General features: G+C 64.9%; 21 protein-coding genes. 12 read left to right on the top strand and 9 right to left on the bottom strand.

From position 1 onward, the window contains the following. Positions 1-297 precede the first annotated feature (297 nt). The 3 genes from DPM35_RS28120 to DPM35_RS28110 all read left to right on the top strand — a co-directional run bounded on the left by DPM35_RS28120 (position 298) and on the right by DPM35_RS28110 (position 2,184). Positions 298-1,521, top strand: coding sequence for an amidohydrolase family protein (locus DPM35_RS28120; protein ID WP_112130445.1), 1,224 nt, complete (start codon positions 298-300; stop codon positions 1,519-1,521). A 95-nt stretch (positions 1,522-1,616) separates the two neighbouring features. Continuing rightward, entirely contained in the window at positions 1,617-1,784 is a 168-nt protein-coding gene (locus DPM35_RS28115; protein WP_112130443.1) for a DUF2934 domain-containing protein, read from the top strand. A gap of 244 nt (positions 1,785-2,028) precedes the next feature. Beyond that, the gene (locus tag DPM35_RS28110; RefSeq protein WP_112130627.1) at positions 2,029-2,184 is read left to right on the top strand and encodes a DUF1127 domain-containing protein; all 156 of its coding nucleotides are present in this window, start codon (positions 2,029-2,031) and stop codon (positions 2,182-2,184) included. 114 nt (positions 2,185-2,298) lie between these two features. Here DPM35_RS28110 and DPM35_RS28105 read toward each other — a convergent pair whose 3' ends face one another. From DPM35_RS28105 to DPM35_RS28095, 3 genes are all read right to left on the bottom strand, one after another. Continuing rightward, positions 2,299-2,592 carry a putative quinol monooxygenase gene (locus DPM35_RS28105; protein WP_112130441.1) on the bottom strand — a complete coding sequence of 98 codons (294 nt, stop codon included), beginning with the start codon at positions 2,590-2,592 and terminating at the stop codon, positions 2,299-2,301. A gap of 23 nt (positions 2,593-2,615) precedes the next feature. Next, positions 2,616-2,930, bottom strand: coding sequence for a GYD domain-containing protein (locus tag DPM35_RS28100; protein WP_112130439.1), 315 nt, complete (start codon positions 2,928-2,930; stop codon positions 2,616-2,618). 330 nt (positions 2,931-3,260) lie between these two features. Continuing rightward, positions 3,261-3,536 carry a hypothetical protein gene (locus DPM35_RS28095; protein ID WP_112130437.1) on the bottom strand — a complete coding sequence of 92 codons (276 nt, stop codon included), beginning with the start codon at positions 3,534-3,536 and terminating at the stop codon, positions 3,261-3,263. Between the two features lie 265 nt (positions 3,537-3,801). On the opposite strand from DPM35_RS28095, the gene DPM35_RS28090 reads away from it, so the two are divergent. Then, positions 3,802-5,010: an aminotransferase-like domain-containing protein gene (locus DPM35_RS28090; RefSeq protein WP_181592186.1), complete on the top strand. Its 1,209-nt coding sequence runs from the start codon at positions 3,802-3,804 to the stop codon at positions 5,008-5,010. A 309-nt stretch (positions 5,011-5,319) separates the two neighbouring features. After that, positions 5,320-5,865: a YbhB/YbcL family Raf kinase inhibitor-like protein gene (locus DPM35_RS28085; RefSeq protein WP_112130433.1), complete on the top strand. Its 546-nt coding sequence runs from the start codon at positions 5,320-5,322 to the stop codon at positions 5,863-5,865. Between the two features lie 225 nt (positions 5,866-6,090). Here the strand turns inward: DPM35_RS28085 and yghU are convergent, their stop codons facing one another. Continuing rightward, a complete protein-coding gene (gene yghU, locus DPM35_RS28080) occupies positions 6,091-6,960 on the bottom strand; it encodes a glutathione-dependent disulfide-bond oxidoreductase (RefSeq protein WP_112130431.1) in 870 nt (289 codons plus the stop codon). Between the two features lie 200 nt (positions 6,961-7,160). Here yghU and DPM35_RS28075 point away from each other — a divergent pair, with 200 nt between their 5' ends. Both DPM35_RS28075 and DPM35_RS28070 read left to right on the top strand, forming a co-directional pair. Further along, positions 7,161-8,063: a S1C family serine protease gene (locus DPM35_RS28075; protein ID WP_112130429.1), complete on the top strand. Its 903-nt coding sequence runs from the start codon at positions 7,161-7,163 to the stop codon at positions 8,061-8,063. Positions 8,064-8,069: 6 nt separating this feature from the next. Next, positions 8,070-9,002, top strand: coding sequence for a LysR family transcriptional regulator (locus DPM35_RS28070; protein ID WP_112130427.1), 933 nt, complete (start codon positions 8,070-8,072; stop codon positions 9,000-9,002). Between the two features lie 26 nt (positions 9,003-9,028). On the opposite strand, the gene DPM35_RS28065 is transcribed toward DPM35_RS28070, so the two are convergent. Then, entirely contained in the window at positions 9,029-9,745 is a 717-nt protein-coding gene (locus DPM35_RS28065; protein ID WP_425373423.1) for an SDR family oxidoreductase, read from the bottom strand. A 164-nt stretch (positions 9,746-9,909) separates the two neighbouring features. Between DPM35_RS28065 and DPM35_RS28060 the strand changes: the two genes are divergently transcribed. After that, positions 9,910-10,506, top strand: coding sequence for a YdeI/OmpD-associated family protein (locus DPM35_RS28060; protein WP_112130423.1), 597 nt, complete (start codon positions 9,910-9,912; stop codon positions 10,504-10,506). A 228-nt stretch (positions 10,507-10,734) separates the two neighbouring features. Here the strand turns inward: DPM35_RS28060 and DPM35_RS28055 are convergent, their stop codons facing one another. Next, the gene (locus DPM35_RS28055; RefSeq protein WP_112130421.1) at positions 10,735-11,058 is read right to left on the bottom strand and encodes a hypothetical protein; all 324 of its coding nucleotides are present in this window, start codon (positions 11,056-11,058) and stop codon (positions 10,735-10,737) included. Positions 11,059-11,410: 352 nt separating this feature from the next. Between DPM35_RS28055 and DPM35_RS28050 the strand changes: the two genes are divergently transcribed. Beyond that, positions 11,411-12,118 carry an SDR family NAD(P)-dependent oxidoreductase gene (locus DPM35_RS28050; RefSeq protein ID WP_112130419.1) on the top strand — a complete coding sequence of 236 codons (708 nt, stop codon included), beginning with the start codon at positions 11,411-11,413 and terminating at the stop codon, positions 12,116-12,118. A gap of 118 nt (positions 12,119-12,236) precedes the next feature. Here the strand turns inward: DPM35_RS28050 and DPM35_RS28045 are convergent, their stop codons facing one another. Beyond that, complete coding sequence (locus tag DPM35_RS28045) at positions 12,237-12,929, bottom strand: winged helix-turn-helix transcriptional regulator (RefSeq protein ID WP_112130417.1); 693 nt, start codon at positions 12,927-12,929, stop codon at positions 12,237-12,239. Positions 12,930-13,106: 177 nt separating this feature from the next. On the opposite strand from DPM35_RS28045, the gene DPM35_RS28040 reads away from it, so the two are divergent. Continuing rightward, positions 13,107-13,433 (top strand): DUF1330 domain-containing protein, encoded by a 327-nt coding sequence (locus tag DPM35_RS28040; protein WP_112130415.1) that lies wholly within the window; start codon positions 13,107-13,109, stop codon positions 13,431-13,433. Positions 13,434-13,548: 115 nt separating this feature from the next. Beyond that, a complete protein-coding gene (locus tag DPM35_RS28035) occupies positions 13,549-14,085 on the top strand; it encodes a hypothetical protein (protein WP_181592178.1) in 537 nt (178 codons plus the stop codon). A gap of 36 nt (positions 14,086-14,121) precedes the next feature. Here DPM35_RS28035 and DPM35_RS28030 read toward each other — a convergent pair whose 3' ends face one another. Continuing rightward, positions 14,122-14,595, bottom strand: coding sequence for an Lrp/AsnC family transcriptional regulator (locus tag DPM35_RS28030; RefSeq protein ID WP_112130413.1), 474 nt, complete (start codon positions 14,593-14,595; stop codon positions 14,122-14,124). A gap of 101 nt (positions 14,596-14,696) precedes the next feature. Between DPM35_RS28030 and DPM35_RS28025 the strand changes: the two genes are divergently transcribed. Continuing rightward, positions 14,697-15,899 carry a diaminopropionate ammonia-lyase gene (locus DPM35_RS28025; RefSeq protein WP_112130411.1) on the top strand — a complete coding sequence of 401 codons (1,203 nt, stop codon included), beginning with the start codon at positions 14,697-14,699 and terminating at the stop codon, positions 15,897-15,899. A 12-nt stretch (positions 15,900-15,911) separates the two neighbouring features. Here DPM35_RS28025 and DPM35_RS28020 read toward each other — a convergent pair whose 3' ends face one another. Continuing rightward, positions 15,912-16,115, bottom strand: a complete 204-nt coding sequence (locus tag DPM35_RS28020) for a hypothetical protein (RefSeq protein ID WP_112130409.1) — start codon at positions 16,113-16,115, stop codon at positions 15,912-15,914. Positions 16,116-16,207: the final 92 nt, after the last annotated feature.

Genomic DNA, 16,207 nt, shown 5'->3' with positions numbered 1-16,207 from the left:
CAAGGCCGATCGAAAAAAAAACGGCGACCCTGGGCAAGGTCGCCGTCGGCACTTCCTTTCATGGTCGACGCGGCCGTTGGGGGCGCATTGTTGGGGATGTGCTTGGGCGTCCGCGTCGACCACGGCGGCCTCATACCGCAGACTTCATCATGGCACATTTGCCGTCCGCTGAAACTTCCGCGAAAGCGCTATATAACGGGCGTTGTACCTGCCTTCTTTCACAACGGGAGAAGGCAATGGCGAAACACTTTCTATCCCATCCCGCATTGACCTTGGCCAGCCAAGCGACGACCACTGATGCGTTCACTTTCAGTGGGATGCATCTTGAACCAGGCTCATTTTCTCAATGCCAGGCTTGCCGACGGCACCGTCGCCGACCTCGCCATCGTTGATGGGCGCTTCAGCGCCATCGCTCCTGCCGCCAATGCCGCATCGCCGCCGCCAGGCGCCGTCGACCTCGCCGGACAGCTCGTGCTGCCGGCCTTCGTCGAGGGCCATATCCATCTCGATACCTCCTTCTATGGCGATACCTGGCGGCCGCATATTCCCTGCACCAACGGTTTTGATGTGCGCGAGCGGGTTGCTTTCCAGATGCGCAACCTTGAGCAGGCGGCACCCATGGCGGAGCGCGCGAAAAACCAGATCGAGCTTTGCGTCGGCCATGGCAGCCTCGCCATGCGCAGCCATGTCATGGTCGATGCCGCGGTCGGGCTGAAGCATGTCGAGACGATCCTTGGCGTGCGCGAGAGATATCGGGACCTGATCGACATCCAGCTCGTCGCCTTTCCGCAGAGCGGCATCCTGTCCTCACCCGGCACGGCCGAGCTGCTCGACGAAGCGCTGAAGCTCGGCTGCGACCTGGTCGGCGGGCTCGATCCGGCGAGCTTCGACCGCGATGTGAAGGCCCATCTCGACGTGGTCTTCGGCCTTGCCGAAAAGCGCGGCGCCGGCATCGACATCCACCTGCATGACCGCGGCGCGCTCGGCCTCTTCGAGATCGAGGAGATCGTCGCCCGCGCCTCGGCATCGGGCATGCAAGGAGAAGTCGCCGTCAGCCACGCCTACGCGCTGGGCGACATCTCCGCCGAAGCGCTGGCGAGGGCCGGCGAGAGCATCGCCGCCGCCGGCGTCGCCATCATGACCAACGCGCCTGGCGACCATGCTTTCCCGCCGGTGGCGGCACTGCGCAAGGCAGGCGTCACCGTCTTCGCCGGGTCCGACAACATCCGCGATTCCTGGTGGCCCTATGGCGATGGCGACATGCTGAACCGCGCCAACATGATCGGCTACCGCTCGGGCTTCTACGAGGATTGGGAGCTGGAAGCCGCCTATGACGTGGTGAGCCATGCCGGCGCCAGGGCGCTGGGGCTGGAGGGCTACGGCATCAGGGTTGGCGCCAAAGCCGACTTTGTCGCGCTCAGGGCCGAGCATGTTCCGGAAGCGGTGGTGGCGGTGCCGAAGGACCGCGCCGTCTATCGAGGCGGCAGGGCGATCGCCAGGAATGGCGAAATGATCGGCTGAGCGCGGCGCGGGAAACCGGCAGCGGCTCGTTCCGGCATGGATCGTTTCGCCGTCACCGACGTTCCTCCTGATGAAATCGAGATCGGGAGGAACCGATGGCAGATGAAACCAGAGAAGAGCGCATCCGCAGGCGTGCCTACGAACTTTGGGAAAAGGAAGGAAAGCCCGAGGGCGCCGACTTGCGCTTTTGGGAACAGGCGATGGGTGAGATCGACGAAGAGGATCAGCGCAACGATCCGTCGAAGCAGCCTGCCAGCCAATAGCCGCCGGCCGCTTTCGGCGCGGAACGTGATTGAACACCACCACGCACAATCACCACGCACAAAAGCAAAGACCTGAAGCGCGTCGCCTGAATCCGCTTCAGCGCGACGCGCTTTGGTTTGCATGCATATGTTTCAGGCCGCTCCGGTTTCGTGAAGCATTTCACCGTTTCCGCGAAATCCACCGGTTACAGACGCATCGCAAAAGCGGCGCCGGGCTTTCCGCTGCTGATTTATGGGGGCTTTCATGTTCAAGAACCTTAACCGGATCCGCGCCGCCTTCGCCGAAGCAAGCAAGCGCCGCCGCACGACGCGCGAGCTGAACGAGCTGCCGCCGGAGATCCGCAAGGACATCGGCTGGCCGCAGGTCGCGCAGGACGACGAGATTCGTTTGCCGTTCTGAGGCGGACGCAAGGGCGCCACACCGGCGCGGCCGGCATCTCGCGGCTCGTCGCGCCGACGCGCCGGCCCGGCGCGCAAGGCGGCCCGGCCGGCGCCAGACGGCGGCGCCTTCAGCCTATATTTCCGCAACGACCGTGCCGGACACCGGATCCGTCACGCCGAGATCGCCGCCGAGGTCTTCGAGCATATTTCGGAACGTGTCGAGAATGCCGATCATCATCGGGCGCGCCGCGGCGAGGCTGTCCATGTCGTCCCATTCGCCGACCATGCAGAAGGTGCGCTCGCCGGTCTTGATCAAGGCACCCTTGCGAAAGCCCTTGGCGTTCAGTGAGACCTTTTCGTGTGCCTCGACGAAGGCCTTCTCCTTGCCTGGCTTGGTGCGAAAGCGGACTACGTTATAGGCGGTCATGGCGTCCTCCGTTCGATGAGACATCAGCCGGCCGGCTTGTAGGCGCCGGCGGCCTTGTTGGCGGCCGCGATCACAGCCTTCATATCGAGCTCTTCGAGGACGACGAGATCGCTCACCGAGCCGCTCGCCCGCACGGCAAGCGTCATGCCCATGCCGGCAATCTGGTCCGGCACCTCGCCATTGACGATGACGTCATAGATGCCGCGCGTGAACATCAGGCTGTTCATCTTGCCGCCCACGCTTTCAAAGAGCGCCTTGATTGCAACTTCCCGGTTCGATCCTTGCATCAGCCCCTTGGCGGCATGGGGTTCGTAACTCGCCAATATGGTAACCTTCATGCGATCCTCCTCCAGATATCACGACGGCCCGCCTGCCTCGGCAGCGCGGACTTGCCGGTCTTTTCCTGACATTTGCCTGGTTCGTGGACCGCCTGGGCAACATCGCCAGCAGCGGTTCAGCCGGAGCATGGCTTCGGCCTCCTGCAATATGCGCTTCTTCTAATATAACGGCAATCCCGCTATGTGCCTGCGCCGGCGCGCGCCGGCTTATCGACCGTCGTCGGCGGCTGGCGCGACGGTTTTTGTTCGCAATCGCTAACATGTTCGAATCGACCGATTGGTCAGGGTGGCGGTCCCCTCCCGGTCCGCCACCCATGGTTGTAGAGTATGTCAGGCGTGGCCGGCCAGCGCGTTCAGCTTGGCGCAGAATTCGGCATGCGGCTTGCTCATCGCCGCATCCTGGCATTCCTTCATCATCGCCGCCTGGTGCTTCTTGGACATCTTGGCCCAGACCTTCTTCATGTCGGCGTCCGACTTCATCGTCTTCATGGTCTTGTCGGTGAAGAAGGGCGCCATCATCTTCGGCTCGTCGAGAATGCCGGCGAAAGCCGTGCCGGCGATGACGGATGCGGCCAACAGGCTCAGAAACGCGGTTTTGGTTTTCATGCTCGATCTCCCATCTTTTTAGCCCCATGCGGAGCCACCTTCATCAGTACCACCTATGCTGGTTGAATTAGAGGCAGCTGATATTTACCGACGGTCACGTTTCGGTGACTATTGCGGCCTGGGCAGGAGGCAGGGGCGCGGCCGGAGGGATTGGCCTGCGCCCGATGCGCGGCTGGGCTATTCAACTCGGCAGAAAAGCCTGATAATAGGTCAGCCAGGTTGACCTAAATAGAACACGCCCCGTGGGAGGTGCGCCTTGACCCTGATGAACCTTCTGGCCTCGCGCTCGTCGCGCATGAAAGCCTCGGAAATCCGCGAGCTGCTGAAGCTGCTCGACCAGCCCGATATCATCTCCTTCGCCGGCGGCATCCCGGACCCGTCGCTGTTTCCCGCGCAGGCCATCGGCGACGCCTACCAGGCGGTGCTGGGGGGCAAGGAGGCTGGGGCCGCGCTGCAATACCAGGTCAGCGAGGGCTACCTGCCGCTGCGCAAATGGCTGGCCGCCTATATGGGCAAGCTCGGCGTTCAATGCGACGAGGGCAACATCTTCATCACCTCCGGCTCGCAGCAGGCGCTCGACTATCTCGGCAAGCTGTTCCTGTCGCCGGGCGACACGGCGCTGGTCACCTGGCCGACCTACCTTGGCGCGCTGCAGGCCTTCAACGCCTACGAACCGCGCTACGACCGGCTGAATCCCGCCGGCGGCAACATGACGCCGGAGGCCTACCGCGCCGCCGCCGCGGCAAATGGCGGCAAGGTGAAGTTCGCCTATCTGGTGCCGGATTTCGCCAACCCGACCGGCAACACGCTGGACGTCAAGCAGCGCGAGGCGGTGCTCGATCTCGCCGGCGAGCTCGACATCGCTGTCATCGAGGACGCCGCCTATCGCGCGCTGCGCTATGACGGCGTGGGCGTGCCGCCGATCCTGGCGCTCGACTGCGCCCGCTCAGGCGGCATCGACAAGGCGCGGACGCTCTATTGCGGCTCCTTCTCGAAAATCCTCTCGCCCGGCATGCGCGTCGGCTGGGTCTGCGCGCCGCGCCATGTGGTGGAGAAGCTGGTGCTGATGAAGCAGGCGTCCGACCTGCACAGCCCCTCGATCAACCAGATGGTCATGCACCGCGTCGCCGACACCATCTTCGATGCCCAGGTGGAAAAGCTGATCGGCGCCTACCGCAAACGGCGCGACGCGCTGCTCGGCGCGCTCGAGGCCAACATGCCCGACGGCATTTCCTGGAGCCGCCCGGAAGGCGGCATGTTCGTCTGGCTGACGCTGCCGGAAGGCGCCGACGCCACTGAACTTCTGGCGCGTTCGGTCAAGGAGGCCCGTGTCGCCTTCGTGCCGGGCAACGCCTTCTATGCCGACGGCAGCGGCCGCAACACGCTGCGCATGTCGTTCACGCTTGCCGACGACCGCGCGGTGAACGAAGGCGTGCCGCGGCTGGCGAAACTGCTGCGGGATTTGGGCGCCTAAGCCGCCAATCTTCCCCGTCGCGGGAAGTTGAGCAGTTGCATTGCCGCCTATCACCCCGATCTCGCGCAGGCGCAATTGGTAGTGCGCAGGCGTGATTGTCCGCGCGCCCCATTCCTCGGCTAGGGTCGCGGCCGATCCAACACTCCCTGGATCGACCCGACCGTGGGGTTCCCACCTTCATGGTCCGAACGAAAGAGCCCCGACGGCCTCCACCGGCGGGGCTTTTTTCGTTGCCCCGGCGGTCAGCGCGCCGGTCTGCCCTTTTTCGGGCCGCTTTTCCGCTAGGCTATAGCGTTCAGGGAGGATCAGATGACCTTGCGTTTCGGCTTGACCATGCTTGCCGTTGTCGCCTTCGCCGGCCATGCAGCGGCTTTCGAGATCTCCAGCCCATCTGTTTCGGACGGCAAATGGGATGCGAAATATCTCGGCGACAAGGCCGGCTGCGGCGGCAAGAGCGTTTCGATCGCGCTCGCCTGGAAGGACCCGCCGGCAGGCACCAAAAGCTACGCGCTGACCATGTTCGACCCCGACGCCAATGGCGGCAAGGGTTTCTGGCACTGGCTGGCCTGGAACATCCCCGCCAGCGCCAAGGGCCTGGGGGAAGGCGCCGGCGCCGAGGGCGGCAAGCACATGCCGAAGGGCTCGGTGCTGGGCAAGGGCGGCATCGGCCGCGCCGGCTATTTCGGCCCATGCCCGCCGCCAGGCAGCGGCCAGCATCACTATGTCTTCACGCTCTATGCGTTGGGCGAAAAGACCCTGCGCATACCGGAGAACCCGTTGCCGGATATGGTCTCCGTCGCCGCCAAGAGCTCGGCGCTCGGCGAGGCGACGGCGACGTATACTTATGGAAGGTAGCTACAGTTGACCTCCCGGCGACCTTCGCCTTCGTCATCCTAGGTGACGCTAAGGTGTTGCAACGGTTGGGAATTTTGCTCCGTTGCGCCCTTCGGCGGCCGTCACGGCATGGATCCTCGGGTCAAGCCCGAGGATGACGAAGCACTGGCGGAGCCGGAGAACAAGCGCCGAAATGCTGGCGGGACAGCACCCCCTCTGCCTGCCGGCGCGAGGGGAGATCACCTATCACTCCGCTGCTTCCAGCTTGTCCTGCGTCTTCGTCTCGAAGTCGCTGGCGTCGTGGCGCTCGCGCAGCTGGAAGGCCGGATCGCCGGACATGCGGTTGACCATGCGGCCGCGCTTCACCGCCGGCCTGGCGTCGATCGCGTCGGCCCAGCGCTGCACGTTCTTGTATTCATGCACCGACAGGAACTGCGCGGCGTCGTTGTAGCTGCGGCCCTTGGCCAGCCCGCCATACCAGGGCCACACGGCCATGTCGGCGATCGTGTAGTCGGGGCCGGCGAGATATTCGCTCTCCGCCAGACGGCGGTCGAGCACGTCCATCTGCCGCTTGGTCTCCATGGCGAAACGGTCGATGGCGTATTCGATCTTCTCCGGCGCATAGGCGTAGAAATGGCCGAAGCCGCCGCCGAGATAGGGTGCCGAACCCATCTGCCAGAACAGCCAGGAGAAGGTTTCGGCGCGGGCCGCGCGCTCGGTCGGCATGAATTCGCCGAATTTTTCGGCGAGATAGGTGAGGATCGACCCGGATTCGAACACCCGCACCGGCTTTGGCTCGCTGTGGTCCATCAGCGCCGGGATCTTCGAATTCGGGTTGACCTTGACGAAACCCGAGCCGAACTGGTCTCCATTGCCGATCTTGATCAGCCAGGCATCGTATTCGGCGCCCTTGTGGCCGAGCGCCAGAAGCTCTTCCAGCATGATCGTCACTTTCTGGCCATTGGGCGTGGCCAGCGAATAGAGCTGCAACGGGTGCTTGCCGACCGGCAGCTCCTTCTCATGCGTCGGGCCGGCGATCGGCCGGTTGATCGAAGCGAACTCGCCGCCATTCGGCTTGTTCCAGGTCCAGACTTTCGGCGGGATATATTGGTTCATGTGCAAGGGCCTTGCGGGTTCGGGAGGGCAGCGCGTCCGCTGATGGCGCTAAATTTAGGTGCGGGTTTGCCGACGTCAAAGAAAAAAGTTCAATCTTCGTTGAACTAGCGCTTGTGCCAGCCCGGCAAGGGGAAGATCACCCTTGCACCACGGCCCTTTGGCCATACTTATAGAAAAAACCCGCAATGCAGGATGGATCGATGACCATCGAAAAAATTTCGCGCTCCGTCGTTGCCGTGCGCGCCACGGTTCCGGACGATGCCTTTACCGCCAACGCGCTGGGCACGCGCCGCGAAGGCAGCGGCGTGGTGATCCGCGACAATGGCCTGGTGCTCACGATAGGCTATCTCATCACCGAGGCCGAGGAAGTGTGGCTGACCGACCAGGACGGCCGCGTGGTCGCCGCGCATGCGCTGGCCTATGACCAGGAGACCGGTTTCGGCCTGGTGCAGGCACTGTCGCCGCTCAATCTGCCGGCTGTCCAGTTCGGCGACGCCAGGAAGGCCAATATCGGCGACGCCGTCACGTTGGCCGACGGCATCGGCCAGCAGGTCGACGCCCACATCGTCACCAAGCAGGAGTTCGCCGGCTACTGGGAATATCTGATCGACGAGGCGATCTTCATCGCGCCGGCGCATCCGTCCTGGGGCGGGGCCGCGCTGTTCGACCGCGACGGCAAGCTGCTTGGCATTGGCTCGCTGCGCCTGCAGATGAGCCGCGCCGGCGAGGTGGCCGACATCAACATGGTCGTGCCCATCGATCTTCTGACGCCGATCCTCGACGATCTCATCAAGCGCGGCCAGGCGGCCAAGGCGCCGCGTCCGTGGCTCGGCGCCTTCTCGGCCGAGTCGAACGGCATGGTGGTGGTGATGAGCGTCGCCGAAGGCGGCCCCGCCGCAAAGGCGGGCCTGCGCCAGGGCGACATCATCTCCGACGTGCGCGACGGCGAGGTCGACGGTCTGGCCGATTTCTACAGGAAACTCTGGCAGAATCCGGCCGGCGCGGAAATCCCGCTGCGCGTCGTGCGCGACGGCCGCGAGACCTGGCTGCGCGTCAAATCCGCGGACCGCAATTCCTTCCTGAAGAAGCCGCAGCTGCAGTAGCGCCGGATGCATCCCAGGCTGCTGAAGACCTTTCTCGCGGTCGCGCGGACGGGCAACGTCACGCGCGCCGCGCAAGAAGTCAATCTCGCCCAGTCGAGCGTCAGCGACCAGATCCAGGCGCTGGAAACCGAACTTGGCGCCAGCCTCTTCACCCGCGCGCGGCAGGGGCTCAGCCTGACGCCGGCGGGTGAGGCGCTGAAACCCTATGCCGAAGACCTGCTGGCGCTGGCCGACGACGCGCGCGCCGCCGTCGATACCACCAAAGCCGGGATGGCAGGCAGCCTGTCGATCGGCGCGCTGGAGACGATCGCCTCGGCAAGGCTGGCTCCATGGCTCGCCGGTTTCCGCGCGGATCACGCCGGCATCGACATCAAGCTCCGGATCGCCGGCAGCGGCGACTTGCTGCGCCGGCTGGGTGAGGGTGAGATCGACGTCGCCTTCTGCTTCGAGCGGCCGCCTGTGCTCGACACCGACGCATCCGACCAGCGCCTTGCTAGGCGCGTGGTTGCCGTCGAGCCGCTGGCGCTGATCGCCCCGCCCCGCGACAACCGGGCGGATATCGATCTGGCGGCGCTGGCCGAAAAGCGCTTCGTCGCCACCGAGACCGGCTGCGTCTACCGCGCCATGGTCGACAAGGCGTTCGGCGAAGCGGGGCTTGGCAAGCCAAGGCTGGCCGCCGAAGCCGGCAGCATCGACGCGATTGCCGGGCTGGTGGCGGCCGGCGCCGGCTTTGGGCTCGTGCCGCGGCTGGCGGTCGCCGCCGCGATCGAGCGCGGCGAGGTGGCCGAGCTTGCCTGGCCAGGTCCGGTCCGCTCGGCCGACATCGTGATGGTCTGGCGCCGCCGTCGCGCCCAGCCGCCGGCGCTGAAGGCGCTGCTGGAGCAATTCCAGGAAAAGTGTGCAACGGTTTTCCGTCCGGAATTGCGGAAAAACAAATAGCCGCTGCAGGGGGTACTTCGCGCCGGTCACACCAGCCGGTGCCCGCCCTCGACATGCAGCGTCTCTCCCGTCGTAAAGCCGTTGCCGATCAGGAAGCGGATCGCGTCGGCGATGTCCTCGGGCCGTCCGACCCGCCCGGCCGGCAGGCGCTCCGCCATCGCGGCCAGCGTCTCTTCCTTTTTGTCGCCGGCGACAAACTCCCAGATCGGCGTGTCGACCCAGCCGGGCGAGACGGCGTTGACGCGGATCGGCACCAGCTCGACCGCCAAGGCCCGCACCAGCCCTTCGAGCGCCGCATTGACGGCGGCAACCACCGCGCCGCGCGCCGCCGGCCGGTAGGCGGCAATGCCGGAGACGAAGGTGAGCGAGCCGCTCGGCGGCAGTTTTGGCGCGCCGTGCTTGGCGAGCAGCAGCGGGCCGTAGAGCTTGCTCTCCACCACAAGCTGCGCGGCCGAAAGCTCGATCTCGGGCAACAGCCGGTAGGCGCCTTCGATCGCGGCGGCTGTGCTGACGATATGATCGAGCCTGCCGATGCGCGCGAACAGCGCCGCGACCTCATCCTCGCGGCTGATGTCGGCCACCGCGGTTTCGAGCGCTTCCGGCCGGCCGAGCCCATCCCGCGCCGCGCTCAACTTCGCTTCGCCACGCCCGGCGATGATGACGTGCGCGCCTTCCTCGAGGCAGCGCCTGGCAAGCGCCAGCCCCATGCCCGAACTGCCGCCGACGATCAGGATCTTTTCCATGTCCATGCCTTTCCTTTGCATGGACGGTCATGTGGCAGGCCTGCGCTCGTAGCGGAAACGGAAGAAACCGATAGTTATATCGGAAGGTCCGATGATGATGATCCAGCCAATCTCCCCGCCAGGGGGAGATCAGCAGCTTCGACGCCGCGCAAGGAGGAACAACGATGGCCCCGATCAAGGTCGATCCGGAAAAGGTCCGGGAATTCCCCGATGCCGACAGTTTCTATGCCTGGCTGGCCGACAACCACGACCGCGAAAGCGAGATCTGGATCAAGATCCACAAGGTGGGCTCGGGGTTACCCTCGATCACGCCGAAGGAGGCGGTCGACGTCGTGCTCTGCTTCGGCTGGATCGACGCGGTGCGCAAGTCGCTCGACGACAAGAGCTTTCTGCAGCGCTACACGCCGCGCGGCAGGAAGAGCCTCTGGAGCAAGATCAACATCGACAATGTCGCGCGCCTGATCGGGGAAGGCCGCATGACTGAGCACGGGCTGCGCGAGGTCGAGGCCGCCAAGGCGGACGGCCGCTGGCACCGCGCCTATGCCGGCTCGAAGGAGATGACCATTCCGCCAGACCTGCAGGCCGCGATCGATGCCGAGCCGAAGGCGAAAGCGATGCTGGAGAAGCTTTCGGCGCAGAACCGCTTCGCGCTCGCCTTCCGCACCCACAACATGAAGACCAAGGCAGGGCGCAAGAAGAAGATCGCCGATCTGGTGGCGATGCTGAAGCGCGGCGAGACGATCCATCCGCAGAAGAAATAGCGAATGATCCCGAACCGAAGGACCGGCTTGACGAAAGGGGGTTGCCGGTTGCCGGAAAAGACCATGCCGCTTCGAAGATGATACAAAAACGCCGCCCGGTAGGAGGGGCGGCGTTTTCGGGAAGCGATGATCTGAACCCTTTGGAAGCGGTCCGGGATCATCCGGTCATGAAGGTGTTCGCAGTTTTGAAGCGGTTTTCCTGGAATTGCGCGGAAGCAGAGGCAGCGCTTACGCGGCCTTCTTCGCGGCAGGCTTCTTCGCCGCATGCTTCTTCACGTGATGCTTCTTGACGTGATGCTTGTGGTGCTTCGCCACGTGATGATGCTTGCGGGCGTGATGACGGTGATGCTTGCGGTGATGCTTCTTGTGCGGGCCATTGGCGGCGGGCTTCGCCGTCGCGGTGGTGGCTGCCGGAGCAGCGGTGGTCGCGGCCGGAGCGGTGGTCGTTGCCGGGGCGGTGGTCGTCGTCGTGGCGGTCTGTGCGTTGGCGGCCGGCACCGCGAAAGCGAGCGCAACGGTCAGGCCGAGAGCGGAAAGAAGCGTCTTTTTCATGGTCGTCAATCCTTGGTTCAAGATCGATGTCTTTTGTCGCGCGCCGCAATCGTTCGGCTGCTCCGGTACAGTTTATGACAGAGGGTTTTTTCGCGAGTTTTTCCGGATTGTTGAATCTTGTTTCTGGATTGTGTCCGGCGAGGCCTACGCTCCCATGCGGCGAGGGAGGTGGCCGCTTGGCGGCCGGCGGAGCAGCGCTTCGGATGCGATTACACTCCCGCCTCGGTGGTGCGAATCCGGTTGGTTCAGTGCTGAGCCGCGTCGCATGATGATTGCGAACTTTTCGCCCTAATCAAACGGTGCGCTCGATGCCATCTTGCAGGTGGTGCAAGGAACCAAGGGAGCTGCAGCAATGACCCGCGGCACACATCACTCCGCCAAGCTGGCGCTCGTCACCGGCGCCAACCGCGGCATCGGCCTGGAAACGGCCCGGCAACTCGCGCAACTCGACTTCACCGTCCTCTTGGGCGTGCGTGACCTCGCCAAGGGCGAGGTGGCGGCCAGGAAGATCGGCGGCAAGGTCGAGGCCATCGCGCTCGACGTCGCCGCCCATGATGCCGCCGCGCACGCCGCGGCGGAAGTCGAGCGCCGCTTCGGCCGGCTCGACGTTCTGGTCAACAACGCCGCGATTCATTACGACCCGTCGGCGCGGGCGCTCAAGCCCGACTGGACAGTCATCCGCGAGGCTTTCGAGACCAATGTCTTCGGCGCCTGGCGTGTGGCGGCCGCTTTTGCGCCCCTGCTCAGGGCCTCCGGCAATGGCCGGCTGGTCAATGTTTCGTCGGAAGGCGGCTCGCTCGCTTCGATGGGCGCCGGCGCGCCGGCCTATTCGACCAGCAAGGCGACGCTCAACGCGCTGACCCGCATCCTGGCGGCCGAACTGCGCGGCTCGGGCGTGCTCGTCAATTCGATCTGTCCCGGCTGGGTCGCGACCGACATGGGCGGCCCGGGCGGGCGCCCCGTGGCGCAAGGTGCCGCCGGCATCGTCTGGGCCGCGACCCTGCCGGACGATGGCCCGACCGGCGGCTTTTTCCGCGATGGCAAGCGGCTGCCGTGGTGAACGGGAACCCGCGCCGCTTCCTCCGGCGCCAACCGTCGGCGCGACGAAAAGCAATCGCCTTGCAGTTCGCGACGCCTCGCCGACGTCATCTGTCGGGCGAGGTGATCCCGATGACGTCCTACGCCGCGCGCTTGGGTTCGACCGCGAACGGGCTCAGTCCGAGCCATGTCTGCATCTGCTTGCCGATGGCCTGATCGCCGGTCAAGGCGACCTTCGCGCCGGCCTTCGCGACCGTCAGCACCCCCATCCAGATCGCCGTCATCGTGTGTAGGTCGGTCGAGACATAGAGATCGACCTCGAAGCCCGGATCGTACCAGCACAGGTCGACCTCGCCATGCTTCTCGACGATCAGCCACCATGAGCGTTTCGAAGCCGGCAGGTCCTGATACAGGAATTGTATCACCGTTCGCCCCTCGGGCAGCGGCGTGGGGTTCAGATTGCGCCGCATGTCCCACATCAGCAGCGACGGATCGAGATTCTTGAGCGACAGCCGAGACTCGACCCATTTCTGTCCCCAGAAGCCCATGGCCTCGACCACGGGGCGCAAATCCCGCCCCGCTTCAGTGAGCTGGTATTCGAAGATACCCTTCTCGCCGGGCACCTCCTTGCGCTCGACGATGCCCGCTATTTCGAGCTCCTTCAGCCGTTGCGACAGAAGGGTCGGCGACATCTTCGGCACGCCGCGGCGCAGGTCGTTGAAGCGGGTGGACCCTGCCACCAGCTCGCGCATCAGCACCATCGTCCAGCGGGTGCACAGCACTTCGGCGGCCATCGATAGCGGGCAGAACTGCTTGTATCCGTGCTGGGCCATGATCGATGTCCTCCCTCGAAGCCGGGTCGAACATTAGACCTTCATGAATGGAGCCGCGAGTACAGAAACTGTATCGGCCCGGTACAGATCGCGGACTGGTCGGCGGTCGCCTTGCCATGCGAGCCCTTGGTCGGACGCACGGAATTGTCCCGTGCGCCACAACCAGGAGACTATCCAATGACCACCTACATCATTGCGGACATCAAGGTGAAGGATCCGAAATGGATCCCGGACTACGCCGCGTCGGTGCACGACCTCGTCCACAAGCACAGCGGCAGGTATCTGGCGCGCAGCGGCAATGTGAAGACGCTCGAGGGCAGGCCGCTCGACACGACGCTGATCGCGCTCATGGCCTTCCCGTCGGAGGCGGCGGCGCGCGCCTTCACCAATGATCCGGCCTACGCGCCCTTCCTGTCGGCCCGCCAGGGCGGTAGCGACAGCCGCTTCCAGATGATCGACAACACCGATCTGGCCGGAACGATTTCGTACCTGCCGAAGGGATGATCGGCGGCCACCGCATCGAACCCGGGATCATGAAGCACAAACAGCCACGGCGCTTGCCCGTCGCGCCGCCATATTTCCGGCGGCCGGCCAGCCGGGCTTTCTCAGGAAGAACGGAATGAACATGACATCGAACTTTTGCATCAGGCTTCTCGCGGCTGCGGTCGTGACCGCGGCCTGCACAAGCCTCGCGAGGGCCCATCAGGAAGACGCCGCGCCCATCTCCGGCGACAGTCCGCTGGCCGGCAAGGTGCGGGCGGCCAACAGCCGGTTCCTCGACGTCAAGGCCGCGACGGCCGAAGGCTATGCGCCCATTCCCTGTGCCAGCGGCATTACCGGCGGCGCCATGGGCATCCACTACGTCAACGGCCAGTACCTGAAGGACGACAAGATCGACATCGCCCGTCCTGAAGCGGTCATGTATGAACCGATGGCGGACGGCACGCTGAAACTCGTGGCGGTCGAATACATCACCTCAAAGGGTCCGGCATCGCTCGACGGCCAGTTGTTCAACTTCAACAGCGCGCCCAACCGCTATGGTCTGGGCGAGTTCTACGAACTGCATGTCTGGGCCTGGAAAGGCAACCCGACCGGCACCTTCGCCGATATGAATCCGAAAGTGTCATGCGAACACGCGATGGCACCGACCCAGTAGGACCAGACGCCAGGCGGCGCCATGCCGCCTGGCGTTCTATGCCAACGGCACCTCCAACCCCACCTTCACCCGGTCCATCGCCACGAAAGTGCGAAACCTTTTGACATTGTTGTTCGCGAAGAACAGCCGCCTGGTCAGCGCTTCATAGTCGGCCATTGTCGCCACGGTGATGATAAGGATGAAGTCGGCCTCGCCGGTGACATAGTAGCATTGCTGCACCTCGGGCACTTGCGCGAAGCCGCGCTTGGCCGCGTCGATCAGTTCGGCGCGCTCGCTCTCCACCTCAACCTCGACGAAGATGGTGATCGGGTGGCCGACCTTGGCCGGGTCGACCAGCGCGACATTGGCGCGGATGACGCCTTGCTCCTCCATGCGCTTGATGCGCCGCTGCACGGCCGGCGCGGACAGGTTCACCTTCTCGCCGATCGTGCGCTGCGGCGTGGCATTGTCCTTCTGCAGGATGGCCAGGATGGCGCGGTCGAAAGCGTCGAGGTCGGACGAAAGGGACATGCGGTGCTCCAAACGAAACAAACTTGCAATTCAAACGGCAAAACAGAGCGCCTTTCTCGCCTGGCTTGCAATAAATTTCAGCGACCAAGACGGAGAAACCCATGTTCCTGCTCAACCGCCATCCCGACCATCGCCGGCCGCTGACCGAGGAAGACGCCGCGACGCTTGGGCTCGCCGGCGCCGGGGAGGCCGAGCGCTTCCTCGCCGCGCGTGAAAATCATGCCGAGACGCCGCTGCATGCCTTGCCGGCGCTGGCAGGCGAGCTCGGCATCGGCGCGTTGCATATCAAGGATGAGGGCAAGCGCCTCGGCCTCGGCAGCTTCAAGGCGCTGGGCGGCGCCTATGCGGTGATGCATCTGGTGCTGGAAGAGGCCGGCAGGCGGCTCGGCCGCGCCGTCGCGGTCGAGGAACTGAACAAGCCTGAGGCGAGGGGGATCGCCGCGCAAATGACCTTCGCTTGCGCCACCGACGGCAATCACGGCCGCTCGGTGGCGCAAGGTGCCGGCCTCGTCGGCGCGCGCTCGGTCATCTTCGTGCACTCGGGCGTCAGCAACGAACGCGTGGCGGCTATCGCCCGCTTTGGCGGCGAGATGGTCCGCGTCGCCGGCGATTACGACCAGTCGGTCAGGGAAGCCGCCCGCGTCGCCGCCGAACGCGGCTGGACCGTCGTCTCCGACACCTCATGGCCGGGCTATGAACGCATCCCGGGGCTGGTCATGCAGGGTTACACCGTGATCGTGCGCGAAGCGCTCAAGCGCTTGCCGCAACCGCCAACCCACGTCTTCCTGCAGGCCGGCGTCGGCGGTTTCGCAGCGGCCGTGGCCGGCCATCTCGCCGTCGTGCTTGGCGAGGATCGGCCGACCGTGACGGTGGTCGAGCCCGCGCGGGCGGCCTGCGTTTACGCCACCGCCAAGGCCGGACACCCGGTCACGATCGCGCACAGCCAGCCGACCGTCATGGCGATGCTCGAATGCTGCGAGCCGTCGCTGGTCGCCTGGCGGGTGTTGTCGCGCCTCGGCGATGCCTTCATGACCGTGGACGAGGAGGAAGCCGTCGCGGTGATGAACCGCCTGGCGCGGCCTTCCGGCACAGATCCGGCGATCGTCTCCGGCGAAAGCGGCGGGGCAGGGCTCGCCGGGCTGATCCGCGCCGCCGGCGACAGGAAGATACGCTCGGCGCTTGGCCTCGATGCCGGTTCACGCGTGCTGATCGTCAACTCCGAAGGCGCGACGGATCCCGGCCGCTATGCCGAGCTGGTCGGCATGGCGCCGGACGAGGTCGCAAGCGCAATGCAGCCGGCGTGAGCAACCTGACGATCAATCCAGGCCGGCTTCTGGGGCCGCATCCAGGAACCCGGCGGCAGAGACCCTGACCCGCAGGGCCGGCTCGTGCGCGTCGCCGCCGGCGGCCGATTTATCGCGGGAGGAACGCAGATTGGTGTGGCCCACACCGTGTCGCGGCGGCGAAATACCCCCAAAAATAGTCAAGTTGGCCGTATCGGGCCCCTCCGAAACGAACATTCGGCGACATCCAATCGAAACAAACTTCAATCACTTAGCCAATGAAAGCGTCCAGAATCGCGCCTTAAGCGCGCCCGCCGACAGAATTCAGT

The sequence above is a fragment of the Mesorhizobium atlanticum genome (assembly GCF_003289965.1).
In the GTDB taxonomy this organism is placed as follows: Bacteria; Pseudomonadota; Alphaproteobacteria; order Rhizobiales; family Rhizobiaceae; genus Mesorhizobium; species Mesorhizobium atlanticum.
This window is presented reverse-complemented; position numbering and strand designations above follow the sequence as displayed.